The following is a 25,556-nucleotide window of genomic DNA, read 5'->3' as shown; positions in this document are numbered from 1 at the left end:
GGCACTGGAAGGGATAAACTAAAATGACAAGTTCCTTTACAAATGAAATACCCGCCATCCGAAAACTTCGTCAAGCGGGCAACCATTGTTATCCTAATTTTTCTTTCTTTGCAGCTTTTTCTCTCTCGTTTTTATTCAATATTTTTTTCCGCAGCCGAATGGATTCCGGCGTTACCTCACAATATTCATCATTATTCAAGTACTCGAGCGCTTCTTCCAAGGACATATCGCGCGATTTTCTAAGCGTGGAGGTTTGATCCTTAGTTGCTGAACGGATATTTGTTAAATGCTTCTCTTTTGTGATATTTACGGTCAGATCATTATCCCGGTTATGTTCTCCTACAATCATGCCGGCATATACCTCTGTCCCCGGTTCAACAAAAATAACACCCCGGTCTTCCAATTGCATAATACCATAGGCAGATACTTTACCGTTTTCCAATGCAACCAGGACACCCTGTTTCCGGCCGCCTATATGCCCCTTCACAACTGGCTCGTATGCCTCGAATGTATGATTGATAATTCCATAGCCGCGGGTTTGTGACATGAATTCTGTTGCGTAACCAATTAATCCGCGGGAAGGCACCTTAAATTCTAGGCGAACTTGTCCATTTCCCTGGTTAACCATGTCGAGCATTTCCCCTTTGCGGGCACCAAGCGACTCCATTACCGGACCGGTATAATCTTCCGGAACATCCACCTGGACACGCTCAACCGGCTCATGTTTTACACCGTCAATTTCTTTTATAATGACTTGCGGTTTGCCTAGTTGCAGTTCATATCCTTCTCTTCGCATATTCTCGATTAAAATGGAAAGATGCAGTTCACCGCGTCCCGAAACTGTCCAGACATCCGGCGAATCAGTTGGGTCCACCCGCAGGCTGACATCGGTTTCCAGCTGTTTCATCAGCCGTTCTTCAATTTTCCTGGAGGTGATAAATTTTCCTTCCCTGCCTGCAAACGGACTGTTGTTCACCAAAAAAGTCATCTGCAGGGTAGGTTCGTCAATACGCAGCCAAGGCAGTGCCTCGGGCTGTTCCGGATCACTTATCGTTTCTCCGATATTGAGGTCCTCAATACCGGAAATGGCAACAATATCTCCGGCTTTTGCTTCTTGGATTTCCATACGTTTTAAGCCGCTGAACCCAAACAGTTTTGTGATCCGAAAAGACTTTTGTGCCCCGTCTTTCTTCATCACAACTACCTGCCGGCCGACAGCTATTTCTCCCTGAACGACACGCCCAATTCCGATTCTCCCCACATAATCGTTATAATCGAGAAGGGTAACCTGAAACTGCAGTGGTGCTTCATGGTTATCCGCCGGAGCAGGAATATGGTCCAAAATCGTCTGAAATACCGGATCCATTGTTTTTTCCTGTTCTTCCGGTTCAAAACCTGATGTGCCATTTAACGCAGAAGCATATACAACAGGAAATTCCAGCTGGTCATCATCCGCTCCAAGCTCAATAAATAAATCAAGTACTTCATCGACTACTTCATGAGGCCGGGCATTAGGGCGGTCAATTTTATTGAGCACCACCATCGGTGTCAGTTTTTGCTCCAGTGCTTTCTTCAGCACAAAGCGGGTTTGCGGCATGGTTCCTTCAAAGGCGTCTACCACCAAAGCAACACCATCCACCATTTTCATGATGCGTTCCACTTCCCCGCCAAAATCGGCATGTCCGGGGGTGTCCAATATATTTATCGCTGTATCATTATATTTTATCGCTGTATTTTTTGCCAAAATCGTAATACCGCGCTCTCTTTCAATATCACCGGAATCCATGGCGCGCTCATCTACCTGCTCATTTTCCCGGAAGGTTCCGGAGTATTTAAGCAGCTGATCCACAAGGGTTGTTTTCCCGTGATCTACGTGGGCGATGATTGCGATATTACGGATATCTTCTCTTAATTGCATAAAAAGTACGCTCCTAATCATTACAGAATGAATAAAACCAATCTATTATACCATACATGTTTCCCAATTAAAATTTATATTTAGAGAAATATACGAACAAAAGCATAAGGGGCCGGTTGCAGACATAAAAACATGAGCACGAGCGGGCTGCACTACCTGCTTTCCTGCACGATATATGACAGGGAAATATCCTTCCTTATGATGTCTATTTTTTTACAAGTCAAAATTACTGTTCACTATACTTTTTACGATTAATTCGAATCTCAAACCTTGCACCGCCAAGTTTGGAAGATTTACCAACTGTTATTTTTCCGTTTGACTGTTCAATAATCGCACGTGCAATGGCAAGTCCAAGTCCTGTGTCACCATCTTTTCCTTTCACAAACCGATGGAAAAGCTGAGGCATTAACTCCTCCGAGACACCTTGTCCGTCATCCTCTATCTTGATTTTCACAACTTCCTTTTCCGTGTAAACAGACAGGTTTATCCTGTCGTTCGCATGACGAATTGCATTAAAGGTTAAATTCATAAGCGCTCTCAACATTTTTTCCTCATCTGCAAAAATCCGGATATTCCCTTCTATATTTTGCGTGAGTTTGATTCCTTTTTCATTAACCAGCGGTAATGCCCTGTCAACCACTTTATCTATCAGGTACGATACTTCAATTTCTTCCGGCTGATACACACTTGGTTCACTGTCAAGCTTTGCCAGCAAAATCATCTCATTAATAATTGTCTTCAGCCGTTTTACCTCTGTCACCATTACGTCCAGTCCTTTTTCCTCTTCTTCTTTTTCGAAAACGCCTTCTTTAATCCCCTCTGCATAACCTTGAATAGTCATTAAAGGGGTCTTTAGTTCATGACTCGCATTCTGGAAAAAGGACTGCTGTGAATTCATATAACGCTGAAGTTCTTTTGCCATCTCATAAACGCTTTGTTCTACTTCTTTAATTTCCCCGGTTGCCTGTACCCGCTCCAGGTCGTCGAACTGCCTGTTCTCTATTTTCTTTACTTGCTTTTGAAGCCTGCTGAGTGGTGTCACCAGTTTATTCGTCAGAAAATAGCTGAGCAGCACGGCAGCAGCTGCCCCTATAACAAATACAATGGCTAACCGAAAAATAAAATTTTGCTGAACGGCATGCAGATCATTCATCGGTGTCAATAAGATAAGTTCCAAGCCTGTAGCTTCCGGATAGACGAGAATACGGGAATTGACAAATTTTGCGTTCCCATAATTCCATACCGGCTCTGAACTATCCGCAAAATCATTATTTTGAAAGAATCCATTTACTACTTCCGGCGGCATCGTGGAAAAGAACACGGCATCCTGGTTCCGGTCATATAAAAACAACTGCAAATCCTGATCCTCCAAAAAAGTACTGAATTGCTGAATATCAGTTCTCGGACCATATCGATCATCCAGTACTTCTACAAGGATTTCCCCGCTTTGTCTCAGTTGCCTTTGCTCATCCTGAATTAAAAGATCCAGTAAAAGAGAATAAATAAAATACCCGGTTACGGCCATGACAACGATCAGCAATACGGTAAAGGCAGCATTCAGCTGAGATTGCAGTTTCATTTATTTTCCTCTTCATTACGTAAACGATACCCGTATCCCCATACTGTTTCAAGCGGCACATGCTCCAGTTTTTTTCTGATGCGCTTTATCAGATCATCCACGGCACGGTCACTCCCAAAATAATTATCACCCCATATTTTAACGAGTAACTCTTCCCGGGAAAAAGCCCTGTTGACATTTTCAGCGAACAGCAGCAATAGATCAAACTCTTTGGTGGTTACTTCCTGTTCCTTTCCTTTATAGAAAATCCGCCGTTCCTTTTTATCTATTTCAATCTCTCCAGCCTTCACTGCAGTTCCTGTTACATCGGTTTCCTTCAATCTTAAACTGGAACGCTTAAATAACCTTTTCACCCGGGCAACCAGTTCTCTTGGACTAAATGGCTTTGTTAAATAATCATCCCCGCCCAATTCCAAGCCGAGTATTTTATCAATTTCATCATCTTTTGCTGAAATGATAATGATAGGAACTTCGCTTTCGTTTCGTATTTTTTTACAAAACTCATAGCCGTCCATTCCAGGCAGCATGATATCCAGAATCCACATGTCGATTTCTTCCGTTTTCCAAACACGCCAAGCCGCTTCAGCTGAGCCGGAAATCGTCACCTGAAATCCCTCTTTTTTCAAATATGCGGAAACGATATTTTGAATGTTTGTATCATCTTCTACAACACCGATATGATTATTCATTTATTTTCACCTTTTTCAATCATGTTCTGTCTCTATTTTTACACAGACACCGGCATACAAACAATCTTTAAGTGAAACAAACTGGAACATCAAAATATTTTTACACATTTTTACCACATTTATCCCAAATTCAGTCCAAAATTGCTGTATATAATATGAATTGTACAGATAATAAATACAGAGTTACTTCAAGTTTCCCCTCCCTTTGAAAAAGACCCCCTTTTGCTTGAAGTAAGCTCTCTGTACCCCCTTTTTAAATCTGTTAAAGAGGTGATTTTAATGTCGGAGGATAATAAAAATGAAAATCAGCCATATGAAACTGAAAATAACCAAGAAGAAAAACATAGCATAGATGAACAGGAACAGAAGAGCTCGGTTGAAACAAATTATATGGAAAGTGTAAGAGAGATGGTAAACGAGCCTGCTGATTCCCGGGAAAAAGAGGAAACAGGAAAACATACCCCCAAAAAAGGGGATGCTTCCCCAAAAAGCAAAACATGGCTGCATGTCCTGCTTGGCGGGGTCGCCGGCGGAGCTATTTCAGCCGCAGTCATTCTTTTAATGGTAGTTAATGGGCTGATCCCAGTTCAACAGAACTCAGAAAATATATCGGCCTTAACGGAGCATGACTCAGATCCGGCTGTAGTACAGACAATAGCCAATGAGGATGCAGATCTTTCATCCAGCATTGAAGAAACTTCTCAAGCAGTGGTAGGTGTTTTAAACCTCCAGCAGCAAAGTATTTGGGAACAGAGTGAAGAAGCAGGTGCCGGATCCGGGATTATTTATAAAAAAGAAGATGGTAAAGCGTATGTAGTAACAAATCAGCATGTCGTTGATGGTGCAGAAGAAGTGGAAATCGTATTGCATGATGAAAAACAAATTCCCGCCAAAGTACTTGGAACCGATCCGCTTACTGACTTAGCTGTGCTGGAAGTAGACGGCGAAAATATTGACACGGTAGCAGCTATCGGATCTTCAGATGATCTTGTTATCGGGGAAACAGTGGTTGCAATCGGCAATCCGCTTGGCATGAATTTTGCCAATACACTCACCAAAGGAATTGTCAGCGGACTGGATCGTTCCGTGCAAGTAGATACGACAGGTGATGGCCGTCCGGATTGGGTTACAGAAGTCATTCAGACGGATGCTGCCATCAACCCCGGGAACAGTGGCGGTGCTTTGGTAAATGCAGATGGTGAAGTAATCGGCATTAATTCCATGAAGGTTGCACGCCAGGAAGTGGAAGGCATCGGTTTTGCCATACCTATTGATGCTGCATTACCTGTAATGGAACAACTGGAAATAAACGGAGAAATTGAACGTCCGGTCATCGGCATTTCTACCGCCTCACTAAATCAGGTTCCGCCGCAATATCGACATGAGATCATCTTGCCTGAAGATGTGGAAGGCGGAATGGTTGTTGCAAATGTCATGAATGGTTCACCTGCAGATGAAGCGGGGCTGCAGCAATTTGATGTTATTGTAAAAATAAACGAACAGGATATTACTTCTATTCTGGAGCTGCGCAGATTTCTATATGCTGATGCTTCTGTCGGCGAGACCGCAGAAGTAGAGTTTTACCGGGATGGTAACCTGGAAAAAACAGAATTAACGCTACAAGCAGAAGACTAAGTCACTTTAAAACTTATTAACCATACCACCTCCTAATAAATTTATATAGATGGAACTCCTTGTCCCCAAAGAAATCGATGGGAAATTCACCCCATCGATTTCTTTGTTTTGAGGTTATGTGTTACGTTTTAGAGATTCTCTTCCTTTAGTAATAGCAGTTACACTGAATGGAAAGTATTTGACTTTTACAAGTTTAATAATTCCATATCAATGATGAAAAAGCGGACAATCCATGAACAAATACTATATCATTCTTTGCCATAGGTACCCGCTTCCCCTTCACTTTTAACTGAAAAATAAATCAACAATATTACTCCCTTTTGAGCTTTCTTTATTATAAAATTCGGTGTAACCGCAGTCCTTGCAGAATACAGCCAGAAAATGATTATGCTGCATATCAAACATTTTCGACAGTCCTGTACCGGTCATGGCCACTTCTTTCGTATCCACCTCTACACTCCCGCATTTAAAACAGCCTTTGTTTTCTTTCATCACTCTCACCTCTTACCGATTTATACGTGATGAGGCGCTAAAAAGTTCCACTCTAAGATTCCCAGTAATCATCATCTTCTTCATATTTTTCATGATAGGGCGAGACACCGGTGAATTTGCCGTCCATATCAGCTGATAAAAACTCCTCCACGTCCTCTGCAGCTCCTGTATTTTCGTCATCGTTCGGATACATTTCATCATAGTTGTCACGATCACCAATAAAATCCGATGAAGTCTCGGACGTACCGTAGCGGCTGACCTCCTGCCAGCTGTCCTCTGCATCATATCCCGTCTGCTCTTCTTCTGTAACCTCATTTGGATTTATATTTGGGCTGAATACCTCTTCTTCTGCTGTACGATATTGGGTAAAGGTGTTTTCCTTTGCATGTTCCAGACAGCGGTCAGCAGCAGGCATTGCTTCCAGTCTTTCAGCAGGGATATCTGCCCCGCATATTTTACAGATTCCATAGGTTCCTTCTTCTATCGCATGAAGTGCTTCATTTATTTCCTCCAGCTCCGTTTCAGCATGTTCATTCAGAGCAATATCTTTTTCTCTTTCATATAATTCGGTGCCCATGTCACCAGGATGATTATCATAATTAGATAGCTCACTCACAGATTCTTTTGCAAGTTCAAGCGATGTACCGAAATGCTCCTGCATATGATTGATTAATTCAGTTTGCCTCTTTAGTAATGCAGCTTTACATTGCGCTATTTGCTCGCTTGTGATCATTAAGATCATCCTCCATTTACTTTAATTTGTACCTATACTATGCACGTAACATCAAAAAGACATTCTCTAAATTTCCCTTGCAGTGCGTGTTAATATGTGGAAGTTTTCTATTAGCTGTTCTTGATATGTGGGGCACCCCATTTTTTAATTACTGTAAAAGGACTTTTCATCGTCATGTCGAAATAATATGGTAAGGGAAAAGGAGTGATTGGATGCTTACAAAGGATGCATTAATTGGCTTTATTGGTACTGGGGTAATGGGAAAAAGCATGGCAGCAAATCTGCAGGAAGCAGGTTATTCTATTGCAGTGTATACACGTACAAAAGAAAAAGCGGAGGAGCTGATAAAAAAAGGCGCGTCCTGGAAAAATACAGTAGCAGAACTTGCTGCGGCTTCCGATGTAATTATAACGATGGTGGGATATCCTTATGATGTGGAAAATATTTATTTTGGTAAAAATGGCATTTTGGAAAATGCAAAATCCGGCACGTATCTGGTGGACATGACTACATCTAAACCGGCTTTGGCAAAACGCATTTACAAAGAAGCACAAACAAAAGGGCTATATGCCATGGATGCACCTGTTTCCGGCGGGGATATAGGTGCCAAAAACGGCAAGCTTGCGATTATGATCGGCGGCGACAAAGAACATTTCGATATGCTTTACCCTATTTTTAACATTATGGGGGAAAACATTATTTTGCAGGGTGAAGCAGGTGCCGGCCAGCACACAAAACTCGCAAATCAGATTACCATTGCTTCCAACATGATCGGGGTATGTGAAGCAATTGTATATGCCAAAAAAGCCGGCCTTGATCCGGATCTCGTGCTTGACAGCATAACGACAGGCGCAGCAGGAAGCTGGTCATTATCCAATCTGGCTCCTCGGATGATCAAAGAGGATTATGCCCCGGGATTTTATGTAAAACATTTTATTAAAGATATGACAATTGCCCTGGAAGCCGCTGAGGAAATGGGTTTATCCACACCAGGTTTGGCTTTATCACTGGAGCTTTATAAAGAACTTGCTGAAAAAGGGGAAAATGACAGCGGAACGCAAGCATTGTTCAAGCTGTTTGATGCGAAACTTACTTAAAAAAATTCATAATATGTTTCTTTATTCTGAGCTTTTTTCATATAAAAAGGAGCTGAAAATCAGGATTCCAGCTCCTTTTTATGCTTAGCTATTTCAATTAAACCGATGATCAGCTGCGCTTCAAAAATTAATCGTTTATATAAAAGATTCTTGTTTCTCTTGATACTTTCCCAGCTCTATTGGCAGCTTCAAAAGTCACGACATGGAAACGCTCTTCCAGGTTTTCTGTCAACTGCAATGATAGTACAGAAGTTTCTCTATTATATTCTGGCTCATATTCCATGCCATCTACAATTACCCTAAAACTGTTTTCATCTACAGCCGGTCCCCTTTTAGTTGCAATTTCGGCTGTCAGTTCCGGTGTTCTAGTGTCAATAATTTCTCCCATTTCATAAGACGGCATGATGTCCGGACTTACACCGCGTTTCGATGGGTCATTTTCCGCAAGTTTTTCTGCTTCCTGAATCACGCGCAATATATTTTTACCGAGAATCTTTTCAATTTCAGGTTTAGAATAACCCCGCCTCACTAATTCTTCCGTAATATTAGGCAATTGAGAGGCATCCTGTAAATCGGCAGGCATGGATGCACCGTCAAAGTCTGAACCCAGCCCAACATGATCAATACCGATTAAATTAACAGCATAATCAATATGGTCAACAACATCTTCCACATAACCTTGCGGGTTGTCTGTCAAAAACACAGGGTAGAAGACGATGTTTATAACCCCGCCATTTTCTTTTAATGCTAGTAACTGTTCATCTGTGAGATTACGCTGGTGATCCTTTAATGCATTGACGCCGGAATGCGAGGCAATAACAGGTGCTTCAGTAACCTCCATCACATCCCAGAACGTGTTTCTAGACATATGTGAAACATCAATCACAATCCCCAGTTTATTCATTTCACGAGCGACTTCTGCACCTAAATCTGTCAGTCCGCCTTCTGATGGAGTTCTTTCCGGATCACCGTACACTCTGTTAGCACCTTCACCCAGCGCGTTTGAATAGTTCCAGTTAAACCCGATTGCTTTAATCCCAAGGTCATTATATTGGTGGAGCAAACCAATTGCATTGTGCTCCTCCATGGAATAGGCTCCTTCTATGGCGGGAACAGCCGCGATTTTATTATTCTTGACTGCTTGTCTGATTTCTTTAGTTGATGCAGCAATTTTCAGGTCATTTAGGTTTTGTTCTTCTGTCCAATACAAGGCATTGATCAAGGCTAATGTTCTGCTAATACTGCGAGGATTGTTATCGTAATATCCAGAAGTATAGGCTGCAAATAAAGGAGCGTTTAAACCACCGGCTTGAAGCTTCGGTATATCAACATGCAATGATGTTTCTTCCCCAATATCCAATGCGGGAAGCCATGTATCATCATCAACAACATGCATCATCGTGTCAATATGACCGTCGACTACTGTTGCTTTTGAATGAATTGAATCCGCATCCTGTCCTGGGGTCGGCTGTGCAAGAACCGAAGTGGAGTTAAAACATAAGAAGAAAATCGTAAATAAAAGAAATAGAAACTTGTTTTTCATAAAATTTCCTCCTCTTCCTATTGTTAAGAGTTATTCTACTACCCCTATTCAAAAAAACAATAAGGCAAATGTATCGTTTTCTATTCCGGGAATACAGGGGCAAAAGGAGGTTTTTTATCTAATTAACATCTTTCGACTTAGGTAAAAAAAATCATAAAAAGATTTCACTCTAATGAAACATCACTCATGATACTTGCCAATATTTCATGTGCAGCCTATTATGTTTAAGCAATTTAATTTAATATCATGTGATGACAAGTATATAATAAGCGTAAAGTCTCCAGGCGTGTGCCTATATTTAAATAGTGGTTAAGGAAAGTCTCACTTGCCATGGTGCAGAGAATAGAACCTTGATAGACAATTAATCCTCGTCATTCTCCCTAGCTATCCTTTTGTTTTTTTCCTCGTAAACAACCTGTGCCAGATCATAGTTGCCAAAGAAATCAAGGATTTCCAATAAAAGATCATCTGAAATTTGTTCCGCTTCATCTTTTGGCACGGTAAAATCCAAAGCACTCCTTAATTTATTATTCACAGGCTGGTCGGGGTAAGCCTTTTGATATAATACGATTGGATCGATTCCCCGGTTTACGCACCACTGAACAAAAACGAGAATCATATTTTCTTCATCTTCCTGATATTGAGCTATCACTTTTTCTTCTATTTCTCTGCTCATCCTTTATCCACCTTTCGCAGCATAAACACCCACAGAAATGTTAATGCCTGCCTTAATTCCCGAGGTAAATCTTTATATTGATTTTCCTTTACCCCTTTTTTATAGACACCATACCCATCCACATATTCCAGGCCCATTTCAAATGCCAGCTTTTCAAACTCCCACGGCATCATTGTGTTACAAATGGCGTTCTTCCCTTGCAGCCGCGGGTAACTGTTCATTCTAGGACCTGCAGTCGGGCCTAATAAACCTATACAAAGCAATCCATTTTCTTTTACAACCCGGAATATTTCCTTTAATGCTTTCGCAGGGTCTGCTGTCCACTCCAGTACATTAATCGCCATGATGCCATCAAATTCCCTATCCCCAAAAGGCAAGTCATTAACGTCTCCCTTGATAAAAGTGGCCTGTCCGGGAGTTGCCTGGTCTTTCGCACGTCTGATCATCTCACCGGAAATATCCGTGCCAATCACATGGTAGCCGGCTTTTGCCAACTTCAGAGAACCATATCCATCAGCACAGCCAATATCAAGTATCTTACTTCCTTTTGGCAAATTGTCTTCCAAGAATGGGATCACATCCATTCTGCTGCCCTTTTCCCACATATGACGGCTCCGGCTGCTCCAGGATTCTGCCTGATTATCCCATTTCAGTTCTGCTTCCCCTTCCCAATCAAACGTGCTCATTTACCCTGCCTCCTGCCAAAGATTGTTTCTTACACCAAAACAGTTTGGAAAAGCCCGCGTCTGTCTGCCCATTTATGTGTAAAACATAAAAAAGGTTTACCTCCCTCAAGAGATAAACCTTTTACATATCATTTATTACAGACGAGTTACATTAGCTGCTTGTGGTCCGCGGTTTCCTTCGACAATTTCGAATTCAACATCCTGGCCTTCTTCAAGTGTTTTGAAGCCCTCAGCCTGGATAGCAGAGAAATGTACGAATACATCGTCTCCATCTTCACGCTCGATGAAACCAAAACCTTTTTCTGCATTAAACCATTTTACTTTACCAGTCATGGATATGACCTCCTTATACAAGTATCGTGCAAAGTATAATTGAATCATAAATACTTTTACACCACTTTGATAAAGAGATCGTAAAGTATTTCTCAATTTCCTTTTGCCCTTTTAACTTTACCCTTTTTTCCGAAAAAATGCAAGTGAATTGCATTTTTATTTATCAAAGTAACATTCTTCGGCATTATTCCCCACTCTGAATTCCGTTAAATCTTCGTTTTTGCCTGTATCCATACGTGATATCCCGAACCAGCTCCTCATTTTCCATCCCAGCTCCGATTGCCCCTGCGATCGTAGAAATGGATGCCGCCACCCAGGAAACGCGCATATAATGAACAATACTGGTATCCCCTTCCATCGGGACAGCATCCTTAAAAACTTCGGGCGGAATAAGTACTGCAGCTGCTGTAAAAAAGAATCCCCATAAAAGTATATAATAAGTAACCACCGAAATGAAAATTGTAAAGAAGGTTGCTAAATTATACAGACGGCGCAGCCTTCTGTCATTTCCTGCAGATTTTCCTTCCCATAAATGATGATTAAAGATAATCCATATGATCATGACCATGATCGCTGCAGTCATTAATCCGCCCAGTCTGGCTGTACTCAGAATAACCGAAAGATTCCACAGGGTTGTAAAGATAAGACCAAATGCTCCCGTTGAAAAAGCAACGGCTAAGACCTTTTTAAAGGATCTCATGATACTCATTGGCCTGTTGGATTGGATCATGCCAATAAGCAGCCTTATTTTTCCATATACTTTAGGAATTATCAAATACTGAACCTCTGCCTGCCGGGGATGATCAACTGTTTCCATCCTTTTAACCCAAATAGCTGGAAAGTTTTTTTCCCATTTTTCAGGTGCACATTTTTCCGCTATTTCTTCCCTATTTTTATCTTCGGAATGATATACCAGCTCCTTTAGAATATGGACAATGGCTTTCATTACAGCAGACTTCAATTTTATCCAGCCAAATGCAGGAATGGAAATGGAGGCAATATTATTTTGGAAGTGTTGATCGGCAGCCACTGTATACTTTCCGTAAAAAATCGGCAGGTCTGTTAAGGATATAGCGTAATCCCAGTTATTTTTCTTTTTTATTTTTAATGTTTCATCAAATATTTCATTTGCGCCTTCTGCTGCACCTGTAAGTGGGTCCTCCACCATTTCTACTTCCCAGGAAGCACTCCTGTCTATTTTCTGCTCAAAAACCTGCGGCAGTTTATCGATAAATTTTTTTACCATTTCCGTTGGCAGTTCCGGTGCAGTAATAAGACCGATGTAATTGTGTTTCTCCATCTCCGCTGCCTCCCCTCAAAATACTAGTGAGTCAGGAGCTTTCTGCCTTCTGGTCTTTTCCTTCCTCTTCTTCTTTTTCAATTTCGTAATAGCGCTGTTTTTGCCTGTAGGAGTAGGTGATGTCCCGAATCTTTCCTTCATCTTCAATACCTGTCCCAATCGCCCCGGCAAGCGTTCCCAGTGAAGTAATGAGCCAGACAAGGGCAAAATAGTATTCAGGTGTCGGCTCCTCGTCCAAGCCGGTCCATGCTTCAAAGAGGGATGGGGGGACAAAGACAGCAATTGCTGCAAGAAATATAATAAACAGCATAATATAATTGCTGATGATGATCACACCCAATGTAGTAAAAGTTGTCCAATTGTATAGATCACGCCACCGTTTCTTCCCCTTTTCGGTTGGTTTTTCCCATAACTCATGGGAAAAAATCACCCATATAACGGTCCCCAATATCGCCAAAATCATAACAGCAATAAACCTTCCGGGACTATAGGCAATACTCAGCTGCCACGGGGTCGGGAAAATGGAAATATAAGTCCCGGTTGCAAAGGAAAGGGTAATCAGTTTATTAAATGAAAACAATGCCGTCCATGGACGGTTTGCAAAAGTCATTCCCGCCAAAACACGCATCCGCCCGATTATACGGGATTTAATCATATAACGGACGTCTACCTGCTCATTATCCGCCACTTCCACTCTTTCCGTTAATGACAGGGATAAGGTCTTTGGTTTAGGAAACTTTTTGTTTTTATATTCCTTTAAAAAAGGTTTCATGTGAACAACATCGGTCGTAAAGGGATCCTTTGGAGAATACCGATAATATAGTTCACCCATTAATTGAATAAATGCTTTTTTTATCCTGCTGCGCATAGGCATAAAACCAAATACAGGAATGGAAATTTGGGCTACACTATTTTCAATGCTGGCATCTGCAACGACCAGGTGTTTTCCGGAATACAAAGGAAGGTCTGTTAAGCAAATGGCATAATTCCAGCCATATTCTTTTTTTATGTTTACTACTTTATCGAGAATTTCGTTTGTATTTTCTGCAACTCCTATTAACGGGTCTATCAAGGATTCAACCTTCCATTCCACCCGATCATCAATAGTATATGAAAGGAGATCAGCTACTTCATTTTTAAGATCTTCTGCAATATTAGCCGGTAAATTTGGTGCGGCAATAATGCCTAATGGTACAGTTTCCACAGTCACTCCCTCCAGTACAAACCCAATCAAAAAATATTTATTACACCCCAACTATTCCCCATCTGCCGAATTAAAAACGAACTCCATCCATCTCCAATGAATTTTCACCTTTTGATATTCATGTTAAAAATTGTTATAATACCCTTTGTGCAAGATGATAATTGAATATCACACCACACATTATGTATCTTGCAAATACAAAATGACAGGTGGCAGAAATATGGAAAGCAATAAAAATTATCGGGTTTTATTGTATTATAACTATGTGCAAATTGAGGACCCTGAAGGCTATGCAGCAGCGCATTTGACTTTCTGCAGGGAGTTGGGCCTTAAAGGGAGAATACTTGTTGCACAGGAAGGAATCAATGGCACGGTTTCCGGTACGGTGGAACAAACCGATGCGTATATGGAAGCTATGCATAACGATCCCCGCTTTAAGGACATGGTCTTCAAAATTGATGAACATGACGGACATGCATTCAAAAAAATGCATGTAAGACCACGTGAAGAGCTCGTTACTTTAAGACTTAAAGAGGACATCAACCCTTTGGAAACAACGGGAAATTATTTATCGCCAAAAGAATTTTATGAAGCAATGCAGGAAGAAGATACGGTCGTCATCGACGCACGGAATGATTATGAATATGATCTGGGCCACTTCCGCGGTGCAGTCCGTCCTGAAATTGAAACCTTCCGTGAACTTCCCGACTGGATCCGGGAAAATAAGGATCAATTTGAAGGCAAAAAGATATTAACCTATTGTACCGGCGGAATCCGCTGCGAAAAGTTTTCCGGCTGGATGCTGGAGGAAGGTTTCGAAGATGTTTCCCAGCTTCACGGCGGAATTGTAAGCTACGGAAAAGATCCTGAAGTACAGGGTGAATTATGGGATGGCAGATGTTACGTGTTTGATGAACGTATTTCCGTTCCGATTAATCAAAAAGAGCATGTCATTGTCGGCACAGATTATTTTGATGGTAAGCCATGTGAACGATATGTCAATTGCGCGAACCCGGAATGCAACAAACAAATTTTGTGCTCGGAAGAAAACGAGCATAAATATATGCGCGGCTGTACACATGAATGCCGTGTAAGCCCGAGAAATATGTATGTAAAAGAACATAATTTGTCCCAGGAAGAAATTAATCGCCGTCTTGAGCTGCTTGGAGAAAGCTACCAAAAAGAGGCGTGAATATATTTTGTATTATTGGAAGACGGCCTGTGTAATGGCCGTCTTTTTTTTTGCAAATTTAATCAATTTGTCATTAACCATGTAACAGCTTGGTCATAAGATCCGCACCAATAAAACACTAAAATCTGTATCTTTTGACATTTTGCTGAAATTATTGCTACGCTTTATCAAAGGAGGAATTTACATGAGTGTTCACCAATTTTCTGCCAAAACCCAAAAAGGTGGGGAAAAACCACTTAGTGACTATAAAGACAATGTGCTTCTTATTGTAAATACAGCGAGTGAGTGTGGGTTCACCCCGCAATTTGAAGGTCTTCAAAAACTGTATGAAAAATACGGCTCTAAAGGTTTTGAAGTACTCGGATTTCCGTGTAATCAATTTGGCAATCAGGACCCCGGCACCGATGACGAAATAACCCACTTTTGTCAAATCAACTATGGCGTAACCTTTCCCATATTCAGTAAAATAGATGTCAAAGGGGATAATGCCCATCCTTTGTTTGCATATCTGACTGATGAAGCAGGCGGCATGCTGAACAAGCAAATAAAGTGGAATTTTACCAAATTTCTTATTGACAGGAATGGAGAAGTAATAAAACGTTATGCACCGCAGACCAAACCGGAAAACATAGGAGCAGATATTGAAAAGGCTTTGGCTTAGGCTAACAAGAAAACGAGCACCTTTAAGCGCTCGTTTTCTTGTTTAACCTAATAGGCCTTTGCCCAATAGACCAGTTCTTTTGCTTCTTTTCCGCAGCATACACATGTATCGGATATCTTTTCCTGCTCAAATGGAATACAGCGGGAAGTAGCTGTCGTTTCCTCTTTAATTTTTTCTTCACATTCTTCTCTGCCGCACCACATGGCTTTAATAAATCCGGTATTTTCCTCCAGCGTTTTCTTGAACTCATCCATATTAGCTGCCACACTCGTTTTTTCTTCCAAGTGTGATTTTGCTTTATTAAACAGATTTTGCTGCACTTCTTCCAATAATGCTGGCAGTCTTTCTTCCACACCATTCAGTGCGACAAATTCTTTTTCGCCTGTATCCCTGCGTACAAGTACGACTTGGTCTTTTTCAATATCTTTTGGTCCTAGTTCTATGCGAACAGGAATTCCTTTAATCTCCGTTTCATTAAATTTCCATCCGGGTGTTTTGTCGCTGGGATCAATATCCACACGAACAATGTTTTTCAGCCGATCACGAAGTTCATATGCTTTATCCAGCACACCCTCTTTATGCTGTGCTATCGGTACAATCTTCGCTTGAGTTGGTGCAATATTCGGCGGGATAACAAGACCGCGGTTATCTCCATGGACCATGATTAGTGCACCCATAATTCGAGTGGACAGACCCCATGATGTCTGATGCACATACTGGCTTTTTCCTTCCTTATCCAAATACGTAATATCAAAAGCTTCTGCAAAACCTGAACCAAAATGATGAGACGTACCGGACTGCAATGCCCGTCCATCATGCATTAACGCTTCAATGGTCAATGTATAGTTGGCTCCTGCAAACTTTTCACTCTCGGTTTTACGCCCCTGAACCACAGGGATAGCCAAGTAGCTCTCCACCAAATCAGCATAAATGCCCAGCATACGCTCCGTTTCTTCTGCTGCATCCTCCGAGGTAGCATGAGCCGTATGACCTTCCTGCCAATGAAATTCAGAAGTCCTGAGGAAAGGTCTCGTCGTTTTCTCCCAGCGCACTACATTTCCCCATTGGTTATACAGTTTTGGCAAGTCCCGGTAAGAATGAATATTTTTGGAATAATATTCACAGAACAATACCTCGGACGTTGGCCGGACAGCGATTCTTTCGGCAAGCTCTTCATCACCGCCGTGGGTTACCCAGGCAACTTCAGGGGCGAATCCCTCCACATGGTCCTTCTCTTTTTGAAGCAGACTTTCCGGTATGAACAATGGAAAAGACACGTTGGAATGTCCGGTTTCTTTAAATTTTTTATCAAGTTCATCTTTAATATTTTCCCAAATGGCATAGCCGTACGGCTTGATGATCATCGTTCCGCGGACTTGTCCATATTCCACCAGTTCTGCCTGCTTTACGACGTCTGTATACCACTGGGCGAAATCCTCCTCCATCGCTGTTATTTTTTCCACAAAGTCTTTATTCTTTTTACCCAATTCCATACACCTCTTTAATTTATTTTGGTACTCCAATTCAAAGGATTAAAAATCAACATTTTTTAATAAAAAAGTTATTTTAAAATAACAAAAAACCTCCATCCGAAAAGGGACCGAGGTTATGGTGGTACCACCCTTGTTTGCATTGACACCAGGTCATTTGCACACTTTGCTTGATAACGGTTATGAACCGCGCCCATTTTAGGAGCACATTCCCATGCCCGATCAATGGCGAACTCAGAAGGCAGGTTCCAATTGATTTCTTCAGGAATTTCCAGCACCATTCCCTCTCTGTGAAAGAAAACCAATTATACTAATCCTCTTCAACGTTTCCTGTATTTATTGTTAATATATCTTTATAATAGCGTAAAGTCAAGATTTAGTGAAAATGGACATTCAAACTACTTTACCGCCCAATGTGTCAACGAAATGGCCGAGCGCCCAGTCATGACCTTTCTGGTTAAAGCTTGCCACAGCATCCTTGTGCACCACAATGTTAAATCCTTTGTTATATGCATCCACCGCTGTATGCAGCACACAAATATCCGTACACACACCGATAATGTGGACTTCGTCGATGCCCCGTTCCCTCAGCTTCAATTCCAGGTCCGTCCCTGCAAAGGCACTGTACCGGGTTTTATCAAAATAATAAACATGATCCTTATCCTTATTTTCCTCAAAAAGAGCTTCAAGTTTGCCGTATAAATCTCTGCCTTTTGTACCGACAATATTATGCGGAGGAAACAATTCAGACTCCGGATGGAGAGCATCACCCTCTTCATGTGCATCGATCGCGAACACTACATAATCTCCTGCATCAATAAATTCCTTTGTTAATGATACGACCCTGTCTTCAATTGCCCGCCCTGGAACGCCGCATGTCAGCTTTCCGTCCTCGGCGACAAAATCAACTGTATAATCCACATTAAGCAAAGCCCGCTTTCCCATTCCCTATCCACTTCCTTCTTATATTCAGCTTTTTAATCCTTCCGTTTTTCCGCCAATGGATCAAAACCATCACCGGCCATTTTAAAGGAATCTTTTCCTTCATTTAACTCAGTCAGGAAGACATCCCAGTTTGCCGCATTTACTGCAATTAAAAACAAACGATCCAGCACGTCCAGATCCCCAATGCCCATCACTTTTTGTCTTACATCTTCCGGCACCTTGCCAAAGCGCATTTGAATCAGTCCGAGCAAGTCTTCTTTTTCCGCCTGGTTAATTGTTTCATGTCTGTGATCATGTTCATGATCCATTTTTAGCCTCCTAGTGGTTTGAAACTGTTTTCATGTTTCCACCATCTTAACACAGCGTGAGGAACCGGCAAAATAAGGCACTATCCCCGGGTGATTTTGATTTCATGTGCCTCTCCATGTTTTCTTGCAGCAGCATGGTAGGTTGGTCCAACCATTTCCGTATAGGAAAAACCATGTTCAATGGCGGTTGTTACAAAACTCTTTGACAATCCTACTGCTTCAGCAACAGACTTTCCTTTGGCAAGATATGCAGCAATTGCAGCCGAATACGTACAACCCGCACCACTTGTATTTACGGTATCAATTCGCGGTGCTTCAAACAAGGTGGCAGTTTCCCCATCATACAATACATCAACCGCCGGCCCCTTTAGTCTGCCGCCTTTAACAAGGACAAATTTTGCACCCAGGGAATAAAGGTCAACAGCAGCCTGTTTTAAGTCACTGACATCTTGAATCGGTCTGTCATCCAATAAAAAGGAGGCTTCCGGGATGTTTGGTGTAATAATGGTTGCTAAAGGGATAAGCTTTTTCTTTAATGCTTCAATTGCATCTTCCGCTAAAAGCTTGGAATCCAGCTTCCCGACCATAACCGGGTCAACTACTACAGCGTTAATATTGGATCCCCGGATTAAATTGGCAATTGTCGAGATGACTTCTTTTGAAAATAGCATCCCTGTTTTCAATCCATCTGTTCCTACCTGTTTCATTGCTGTATCAAACTGCGCTTCAATCGCCTCTATCGTCTGCGGATGCACATTTTTATCTGTTTCCGGATGTCTTCCGACGATGGCAGTTACGACACTCATTCCATATACGTCCAATTCCTGGAATGTTTTTAAATCCGCCTGTATGCCCGCACTGCCTCCTGCTGCTGAACCTGCTATTGTGATAACTCTAGATGGATATTTCATTTTTGCAAAACTCCTTCACCGTGTTTCTACAGCCATATTACAATAAAAAACCAGACAATCATAACAAATTGCAGCACTACTTTCGCAAAAGTGCCGCTCAAAAAACCGATTAGCGAGCCAAATGAAGCCCGCAATGCTTCTGTTGTTGTCCTCCGCTGCATCATTTCAATCAGGAAAACAACCGCGAAGGGCACAATCAAAATTCCAAACGGGGGCATAATAAAAGAGCCGACAATTACAGCCACAGCTGCTCCTCTTTCCCCCCACTTGCTGCCGCCGTATTTTTTTACAAAATAACTGTTTGCGATCACATCAGCCAAAATAAGAATAATGGTAAAAACAATCATGGCAATCCAGAAAAATAAATCCAGTTCATTCGGATTCAACACAAAATGATAAAGCAAAAAACCCACCCAAATGACAAGTACAGATGGGATGATTGGAAAAATGACACCAGCAAAACTCAGGATAAATAAAATAATGATGATAATCCAAATTAGTATATCCAGCATGATTTCCTCCCTTGCCTATGTTTTACGAAACATGCTCGAGAGCTTCGTTTCCTCTTGATTTAAAATTCGTTTATAGTTTTCCATATGTTTAATCACGCTTAACACAGATAATAACATAACAATAAATGCAGGTTCTATTCCAAAAAACATATACGTCGTAGTCAGGAAAGAAAGATACATGAATAAAACACCGACTACGAGATAATCCGTAGCAAATGTAAACAAAAGTAAAATAGCTATTCCAATTAAAGCGATTCTCCAGTCAATGGCGAGCAATATTCCAACAAGGGATGCGGTCCCTTTTCCACCGCTGAACTTCATTGTAATAGGATAGTTATGTCCCAAAATAACGAAGAGTGCTGTAACATATATAAGCAGGATCTGCACTTCCCCGGTAATTCCATATTCATGTAAAATAAATAAAACAAGCAATATCGCTAAAGTCCCTTTAAAAATATCGATCAGTGCAACGAATATTCCGTATTTCCAGCCAAGCAATATGGTTGTATTGGATGCACCGGCGTTTTTCACCCCGGTATTTTTAATATCCACTTTTTTGTATTTTCCAACCAGCTGGGAGCCGTGCAGGCATCCAAATGCATACCCAATGATAGCTGCTATAATGAAAATCAATGGACATTCACCTCCCTTTTTGATAATTATAACGTATAACAAGCTGTTTGGGGACACGGGGACAGGTTTACTGTCCCAATAATTTTTTCTTGAATTTTAAACAGAAGCCTTGAACTGCTAAATTCCCGTCTCGGCTTAAAAATCTGCCCCTCTGCCTATGGGTAGAATAAGTAAAAAAAGAAATATTACAGGAGTCACTCAACATGAGGATTTTACGAAGATTGGTTGTACTTTCATTCATTATTTTGATTTTCTTTGCCATTAGGTATGTTATATACGATGAAATCGGTAAACGGTATGTATATTTGGGTAGAGATGCTCCCCTTCCGGAAGAACTGCACCCAAAAGTTGAAGAAAGTAAAAATGCGTTATTAAAGCGGGCAAAAGAGGCTGGTATCCATGTTGTCATAACCGCCACGGTCCGGTCGATGGATGAACAGGATGCACTCTATGCTCAAGGCAGAACAGAGGATGGAAACATTGTAACCTATGCTGAGGCAGGAGAATCTTATCATAATTATGGACTCGCCATTGATTACGCCCTTGAGGATATGGAAGGCGACATTATATGGGATATTGAATATGATGGAAACGATAACGGTGAGTCTGACTGGTTTGAAGTAGCTGAAATTGCCAAAGAATTGGGTTTTGAATGGGGCGGTGACTGGGAGAGTTTTCAGGACTACCCCCATCTGCAAATGACCTTTGGACTAAGTGTAAACCAATTGCAGCGGGGATGGCGGCCGAGAGGAACAGTGGACTGATGTTGATCTATGCTTCCCGGGGGCAGGAGCACCTCTTTCCTGAATAACTTCGATCAACTGTCCTCCCCGCCTCCAATCTTTTGATCACAGAGTGTGTTTTAGCGCGTTTACTTATATTCCGTTTTTTTCCCCATGGCTCCTCATCAGGAACACCCTTCTCATCACTAATTTTCCGGAATTTTACTTCATTATCCATAAATTGAACTTTCAGTTGCAGCCTTCTAATTATTCTATTCAGGAAGCAGACTATAAAGAATGCTGAATGGAACATTTACCGAACTTTCCCTATTTCAACATGACTTTTAACTTTCTCAAAGTGAAGGTATTTGTCTATGCCCGTACATATAGTCAGTGTTTTTCAAAAGGAATTTATGATATGATCATTGCAAACTGTAACAAGGAAGTGTTTATGTGGACACGGAAAAATTATATTATCAGGATCCATACATACAATCTTTTTCCGCTGAAATACTCCAAAGCAAAAAGGATGATAAAGGACGTTTTTACGCTGTTTTAAATAAAACTGCATTTTATCCGGCAGGCGGCGGTCAGCCGCATGATACAGGCACAATTAATGATGTGCATGTGTATGATGTCAAAGAAGAAAAAGGAGAAATACGTCATTATACAGAAACTCCTGTACAAGAACGCAAGGTTAATGGAGTAATAAATTGGGTTCGGCGTTTCGGCCATATGCAGCAGCATGCAGGACAACATCTTCTGTCAGCCGCATTTGAAGATATGTACGGATACAGAACAACAAGTTTTCATTTAGGATCGGAGACCTGCACGATTGATCTTGACACACCTGAACTTAGCGAAAAGGAAGCCAACCAAGTAGAAGAAAATGTAAATTCAGTTATTCTAAACAACCTTCCCATTCAAACACGCTGGGTAAAAGCAAATGAACTTAGCCATTTCCCGCTAAGAAAGGCTGTATCCAAAGAAAATAACATCCGGCTTGTCATTATCCCCGACATTGATTATAACGGCTGCGGCGGCACCCATCCTCATCAAACAGGGGAAGTAGGATCCGTCAAAATTCTTCATTGGGAAAAGCAAAAGAAGCAGATTCGCGTTCACTTTGTGTGCGGGAATAGAGTGCTAAAACAGCTTGAAACAAAACACCGTGTAATTCGACATTTAACTTCAATGCTAAGCGCTCCCCAGGAAGATTTGGAGAATGCTCTGGCCCGAATGCTGAATCAGCAGAGGAGCCTTGAAAAATCAAATGGAACATTAAAACTGGAACTTCTGAGCCACGAAACAGACAAGCTGATCCAGCAGGCAAAACAAAAAGACGATTATAAGCTGGTAAGTAAAATTTACGTAAACAGACCTGTGAAACTACTTCAACAGATGGCAAAAAACATTACACAAACCAGCGGAAATATGCTGGTGCTGTTTGTAAACGAAACCGATGCCAAGTTACAAATCGTAGGTGCCAGAAGTAAAGATATGGATATGCGCATGAAAGAATTTCTTTCCCGTATCTTACCCGGGATCAATGGAAAAGGCGGAGGAAGCGAAACAATGGTACAAGGTGCGGGGGACAGGACGATTTCTTCGGATAAACTGATGGAAAAAATGACCAGTATAATAGAAGAAATAAAATAAATAAGATCTGCCACCGCAATAGTATATTTAAGTTTGCGGGAGCAGACCTCTTCATTTCATATTTTCTTTTCTGTCTTCCTTCTCTTTTTCTTCTTCCTCCGGCAGAGGATCTATCTCGTGTTTATAGCCATATCCTTTTGAAATAACGTATAGTGACCCAATAAGTACCATGACCACTACAACAGCGGATACAACAGTTACCGCAATGATTGCTGACATAGTAATCCCGTTTCCTTTCTCTACCCTCTCGCAAATGGCTTAATTATCCCGTATATCGCCCGGGTATATGGCATTGTCAAACCAGTATCTGCAGCTAACCTGACTGCACCTCCATGAATATGATCCAGTTCCAGCTTATTGCCTTTTCTCCGGTCCTGATGCATGGAAGATGTAGCATCATCCTTTAAAGCTAGTATTTTTCCCCTTACTTCCTCATAATCTTCCTCGGTAACGGAAACATGATGCGCATTGGCCAATCGCTTTATTTCCTGCAAAAGAAATTCCAGCAGATTAAAAGTTTCCTGCTGTGCCTTAATCGGGCCAATCGGCAGATTTACCGCTGCAGTTACACCTGAAAAGGCATGAATAAACATGTATTTCTTCCACATCTCCCGTAATATATGTTCTTTGAAACTGCTATTGATATTTGCATCTTTCAGGAATTTCTCCAGCTGCAGACAAATTGCTTTTTGCCCCTGTTCCATTGGGCCAAAGAAAAGGTCGTGGAAAGGGCTGGAATGAACCACATTCCCATGTTCATCCAATGTGGCCATTATAGAAGCAAGACCGCCAAGCACACGGGACTTGCCGACAAAATCCTGTAAAACGCGAATATGTTCGATCCCGTTCAGTACAGGCAGCACATAAGCTCCCTTATTCACTAATGCTTTCACGTGGTCCAATGTTCCCGATAAGTGATATCCTTTTACACTGAGAAAAACGAAATCACAAGTTTCTATTTCATCAGTATTTAAAATTAACCTTGGTTCCTGCAGCTTGTAATCACCCTGAGTACTTGAAATATGGATGCCATTCTTCCTAATCTGGGAAAACCTTTTTTCCCTTACTAAAAAAGAGACATTTGCACCCGCCTGCTGAAATCGCGCACCAAAATAGCCCCCTAATGCACCTGCACCAATGACCACAATATCCATTCCAAACCTCCTAGGCAATATTGTTATTTTCATGGTACTTTCTTTTTAATTATTTGTCTATCGTTTTTCGGGGCGGGAGGGCCCATTTTTATTGTTCTTTTTTATCAAATGTTGGGGATATGGAAGATAAATGGAATATACATGAGCATGTCTTTATATAATTAATTCTCATTACATTCATTGCAAAATATAAAGGTTAATTTCTAATTATCTAAAAATACAAGGTTTGAATAGCTTGAAATATCCCTGTAACATTTTAATATAACTGTTTTTATCCGCATCCGGAAATCTATGAATCTAATTTAATGAGGTGATCAATGCCTAGGAAAAAATGCCTGTGGATACCGGCTAAAAATGAAAAAGGTAAGAACGAAGCATCTTTAAGAGCTAATGTTTCGTTGTTCACATCACCTTATGGCAACACAACATTATCGTTTTAAATATGACAGGGAGGTAATTAGTTAAAGATGAAGAAAATACTATTAATGGCAATACTTATTTTAACAGTTGGTGTAATCGCTGCTTGTGGCGGGGATGATGAAGGAAACGGCGGCGACGGTGAAAACAGCGGCGGTTCAGAAGGAGAAGGCAAACTGGCGGAACTCCAGGAAGAAGGTGTAGTGACAATTGGCTTTGCAAATGAAGAGCCTTATGCTTATGAAGGCGAAGATGGAGAACTAAAAGGTGCGGCTGTTGACATTGCAGCAGCGGTATTTGCAGAGCTTGGGATTGAAGAAATGGATTCCCAATTGGCCGATTTTGGTTCCCTTATTCCGGGACTGCAAGCCAATCAGTTTGACGTAGTAACTGCTGGTATGGCAATTACTCCGGATCGTTGCGAAAATGCCCTATTTGCAGAACCTGAGATGGTTTATGGAGAAGGACTTGTAGTGCAAGCTGGCAATCCGCTTGATATTCACAGTTATGATGACATTGCAGCTAATCCTGACATACGGGTATCCGTGATGGCCGGCGCAACAGAGATTGGTTTCCTGGAAGCGCATGATGTAAGTGACGACCAAATCACGACAGCTTCAGATATCCCTTCTACTTTCTCGGCTGTAGAATCTGACAGAGCTGATGTTACAACAGCAACAGAAATGACGCTGCGCATGGCGATGGAAACAGCCGGGGATTCACTAGAGTTCGTAGACGATTTTGAACAGCCGGATGTTGAAGGTGTTCCAAGCTACGGGGCAGCAGCGTTCAGTTTGGAAAATGAAGAGCTTCGGGATGCGTATAATGAAAAATTGAATGAGTTAAAAGAAGATGGAACTGTCCAGGAGCTATTGGAAGCAAACGGATTTGTAGATAACATGGTAGAAGTAGGCGAAGTTACTGCAGAGTCCGTATGCAGCGGAGAGAACTATTAATTCCAAAGTGAATCAGTAATATAAATCTATACACACTCCATAGGGTCTTGCTCCCCGCCTAAGGGAGTTTGACCCTATTTATATGAAATGAAAAAGTTTATGTTATAACAG

The 25,556-nt window shown here is 41.4% G+C and carries 26 protein-coding genes and 1 other annotated feature; of the genes, 7 read left to right on the top strand and 19 right to left on the bottom strand.

The window, feature by feature from the left end; genetic code table 11:
* Positions 1–88 precede the first annotated feature (88 nt).
* From typA to GHD25_RS01610, 3 genes are all read right to left on the bottom strand, one after another.
* Complete coding sequence (typA, locus tag GHD25_RS01620; RefSeq protein WP_164214590.1) at positions 89–1,918, bottom strand: translational GTPase TypA; 1,830 nt, start codon at positions 1,916–1,918, stop codon at positions 89–91.
* A gap of 226 nt (positions 1,919–2,144) precedes the next feature.
* On the bottom strand, positions 2,145–3,497 hold the full coding sequence (locus tag GHD25_RS01615) for a sensor histidine kinase (protein ID WP_164214589.1): 1,353 nt from the start codon (positions 3,495–3,497) through the stop codon (positions 2,145–2,147).
* The gene (locus tag GHD25_RS01610) at positions 3,494–4,186 is read right to left on the bottom strand and encodes a response regulator transcription factor (protein WP_164214588.1); all 693 of its coding nucleotides are present in this window, start codon (positions 4,184–4,186) and stop codon (positions 3,494–3,496) included. Before GHD25_RS01610 ends, GHD25_RS01615 begins: the two co-directional genes overlap by 4 nt.
* 279 nt (positions 4,187–4,465) lie before the next feature.
* On the opposite strand from GHD25_RS01610, the gene GHD25_RS01605 reads away from it, so the two are divergent.
* A complete protein-coding gene (locus GHD25_RS01605; protein WP_240452172.1) occupies positions 4,466–5,821 on the top strand; it encodes a S1C family serine protease in 1,356 nt (451 codons plus the stop codon).
* Positions 5,822–6,106: 285 nt separating this feature from the next.
* Here the strand turns inward: GHD25_RS01605 and GHD25_RS01600 are convergent, their stop codons facing one another.
* On the bottom strand, positions 6,107–6,313 hold the full coding sequence (locus GHD25_RS01600; protein WP_164214587.1) for a zinc ribbon domain-containing protein: 207 nt from the start codon (positions 6,311–6,313) through the stop codon (positions 6,107–6,109).
* Positions 6,314–6,365: 52 nt separating this feature from the next.
* Positions 6,366–7,046 (bottom strand): TraR/DksA C4-type zinc finger protein, encoded by a 681-nt coding sequence (locus GHD25_RS01595; RefSeq protein ID WP_164214586.1) that lies wholly within the window; start codon positions 7,044–7,046, stop codon positions 6,366–6,368.
* Between the two features lie 212 nt (positions 7,047–7,258).
* Between GHD25_RS01595 and GHD25_RS01590 the strand changes: the two genes are divergently transcribed.
* Positions 7,259–8,143, top strand: coding sequence for an NAD(P)-dependent oxidoreductase (locus tag GHD25_RS01590; RefSeq protein WP_164214585.1), 885 nt, complete (start codon positions 7,259–7,261; stop codon positions 8,141–8,143).
* A 127-nt stretch (positions 8,144–8,270) separates the two neighbouring features.
* On the opposite strand, the gene GHD25_RS01585 is transcribed toward GHD25_RS01590, so the two are convergent.
* The 6 genes from GHD25_RS01585 to GHD25_RS01560 form a co-directional block, all read right to left on the bottom strand.
* Positions 8,271–9,686: a dipeptidase gene (locus GHD25_RS01585; protein WP_164214584.1), complete on the bottom strand. Its 1,416-nt coding sequence runs from the start codon at positions 9,684–9,686 to the stop codon at positions 8,271–8,273.
* A 361-nt stretch (positions 9,687–10,047) separates the two neighbouring features.
* Positions 10,048–10,362, bottom strand: a complete 315-nt coding sequence (locus tag GHD25_RS01580) for a hypothetical protein (protein ID WP_164214583.1) — start codon at positions 10,360–10,362, stop codon at positions 10,048–10,050.
* Positions 10,359–11,048: a class I SAM-dependent methyltransferase gene (locus tag GHD25_RS01575; RefSeq protein ID WP_164214582.1), complete on the bottom strand. Its 690-nt coding sequence runs from the start codon at positions 11,046–11,048 to the stop codon at positions 10,359–10,361. Before GHD25_RS01575 ends, GHD25_RS01580 begins: the two co-directional genes overlap by 4 nt.
* A 135-nt stretch (positions 11,049–11,183) precedes the next feature.
* Positions 11,184–11,381 (bottom strand): cold shock domain-containing protein, encoded by a 198-nt coding sequence (locus GHD25_RS01570; RefSeq protein ID WP_021288643.1) that lies wholly within the window; start codon positions 11,379–11,381, stop codon positions 11,184–11,186.
* 184 nt (positions 11,382–11,565) lie between these two features.
* Positions 11,566–12,681 (bottom strand): hypothetical protein, encoded by a 1,116-nt coding sequence (locus GHD25_RS01565; RefSeq protein WP_164214581.1) that lies wholly within the window; start codon positions 12,679–12,681, stop codon positions 11,566–11,568.
* A gap of 31 nt (positions 12,682–12,712) precedes the next feature.
* Entirely contained in the window at positions 12,713–13,885 is a 1,173-nt protein-coding gene (locus GHD25_RS01560) for a hypothetical protein (protein WP_164214580.1), read from the bottom strand.
* A 220-nt stretch (positions 13,886–14,105) separates the two neighbouring features.
* Here GHD25_RS01560 and trhO point away from each other — a divergent pair, with 220 nt between their 5' ends.
* Together trhO and GHD25_RS01550 are read left to right on the top strand one after the other, a co-directional pair.
* The gene (trhO, locus tag GHD25_RS01555) at positions 14,106–15,077 is read left to right on the top strand and encodes an oxygen-dependent tRNA uridine(34) hydroxylase TrhO (RefSeq protein ID WP_164214579.1); all 972 of its coding nucleotides are present in this window, start codon (positions 14,106–14,108) and stop codon (positions 15,075–15,077) included.
* A gap of 184 nt (positions 15,078–15,261) precedes the next feature.
* The gene (locus GHD25_RS01550; RefSeq protein ID WP_164214578.1) at positions 15,262–15,738 is read left to right on the top strand and encodes a glutathione peroxidase; all 477 of its coding nucleotides are present in this window, start codon (positions 15,262–15,264) and stop codon (positions 15,736–15,738) included.
* 47 nt (positions 15,739–15,785) lie between these two features.
* Here the strand turns inward: GHD25_RS01550 and proS are convergent, their stop codons facing one another.
* The 6 genes from proS to GHD25_RS01520 all read right to left on the bottom strand — a co-directional run bounded on the left by proS (position 15,786) and on the right by GHD25_RS01520 (position 20,537).
* Complete coding sequence (proS, locus tag GHD25_RS01545) at positions 15,786–17,225, bottom strand: proline--tRNA ligase (RefSeq protein WP_164214577.1); 1,440 nt, start codon at positions 17,223–17,225, stop codon at positions 15,786–15,788.
* Positions 17,226–17,330: 105 nt separating this feature from the next.
* Positions 17,331–17,561 (bottom strand) — a binding site (T-box leader).
* Positions 17,562–17,621: 60 nt separating this feature from the next.
* On the bottom strand, positions 17,622–18,173 hold the full coding sequence (locus GHD25_RS01540) for a cysteine hydrolase family protein (protein WP_164214576.1): 552 nt from the start codon (positions 18,171–18,173) through the stop codon (positions 17,622–17,624).
* A gap of 32 nt (positions 18,174–18,205) precedes the next feature.
* Positions 18,206–18,481 carry a hypothetical protein gene (locus GHD25_RS01535; protein ID WP_164214575.1) on the bottom strand — a complete coding sequence of 92 codons (276 nt, stop codon included), beginning with the start codon at positions 18,479–18,481 and terminating at the stop codon, positions 18,206–18,208.
* Between the two features lie 80 nt (positions 18,482–18,561).
* On the bottom strand, positions 18,562–19,392 hold the full coding sequence (thiD, locus tag GHD25_RS01530) for a bifunctional hydroxymethylpyrimidine kinase/phosphomethylpyrimidine kinase (RefSeq protein WP_164214574.1): 831 nt from the start codon (positions 19,390–19,392) through the stop codon (positions 18,562–18,564).
* A 26-nt stretch (positions 19,393–19,418) separates the two neighbouring features.
* Positions 19,419–19,904, bottom strand: coding sequence for a DUF456 domain-containing protein (locus tag GHD25_RS01525; RefSeq protein WP_164214573.1), 486 nt, complete (start codon positions 19,902–19,904; stop codon positions 19,419–19,421).
* 15 nt (positions 19,905–19,919) lie between these two features.
* Positions 19,920–20,537 (bottom strand): glycerol-3-phosphate acyltransferase, encoded by a 618-nt coding sequence (locus tag GHD25_RS01520; protein WP_164214572.1) that lies wholly within the window; start codon positions 20,535–20,537, stop codon positions 19,920–19,922.
* 203 nt (positions 20,538–20,740) lie between these two features.
* Between GHD25_RS01520 and GHD25_RS01515 the strand changes: the two genes are divergently transcribed.
* Both GHD25_RS01515 and GHD25_RS01510 read left to right on the top strand, forming a co-directional pair.
* Positions 20,741–21,301: a M15 family metallopeptidase gene (locus GHD25_RS01515; protein WP_164214571.1), complete on the top strand. Its 561-nt coding sequence runs from the start codon at positions 20,741–20,743 to the stop codon at positions 21,299–21,301.
* A 411-nt stretch (positions 21,302–21,712) separates the two neighbouring features.
* Positions 21,713–22,918, top strand: coding sequence for an alanyl-tRNA editing protein (locus tag GHD25_RS01510; protein ID WP_164214570.1), 1,206 nt, complete (start codon positions 21,713–21,715; stop codon positions 22,916–22,918).
* A 51-nt stretch (positions 22,919–22,969) separates the two neighbouring features.
* On the opposite strand, the gene ytzI is transcribed toward GHD25_RS01510, so the two are convergent.
* Both ytzI and GHD25_RS01500 read right to left on the bottom strand, forming a co-directional pair.
* Positions 22,970–23,137, bottom strand: coding sequence for a YtzI protein (gene ytzI, locus GHD25_RS01505; protein WP_164214569.1), 168 nt, complete (start codon positions 23,135–23,137; stop codon positions 22,970–22,972).
* A gap of 20 nt (positions 23,138–23,157) precedes the next feature.
* Positions 23,158–24,072, bottom strand: a complete 915-nt coding sequence (locus GHD25_RS01500) for a ketopantoate reductase family protein (RefSeq protein WP_164214568.1) — start codon at positions 24,070–24,072, stop codon at positions 23,158–23,160.
* Between the two features lie 467 nt (positions 24,073–24,539).
* Here GHD25_RS01500 and ehuB point away from each other — a divergent pair, with 467 nt between their 5' ends.
* Positions 24,540–25,445 (top strand): ectoine/hydroxyectoine ABC transporter substrate-binding protein EhuB, encoded by a 906-nt coding sequence (gene ehuB / locus GHD25_RS01495; protein ID WP_164214567.1) that lies wholly within the window; start codon positions 24,540–24,542, stop codon positions 25,443–25,445.
* The last annotated feature ends 111 nt before the right edge of the window (positions 25,446–25,556 follow it).

The organism is Virgibacillus aidingensis, assembly GCF_010994035.1.
Classification (GTDB): Bacteria; Bacillota; Bacilli; order Bacillales; family Amphibacillaceae; genus Virgibacillus_N.
The sequence above is the reverse complement of the archived record's forward strand: the minus strand, read 5'-3'. Positions and strand labels throughout refer to the sequence as shown.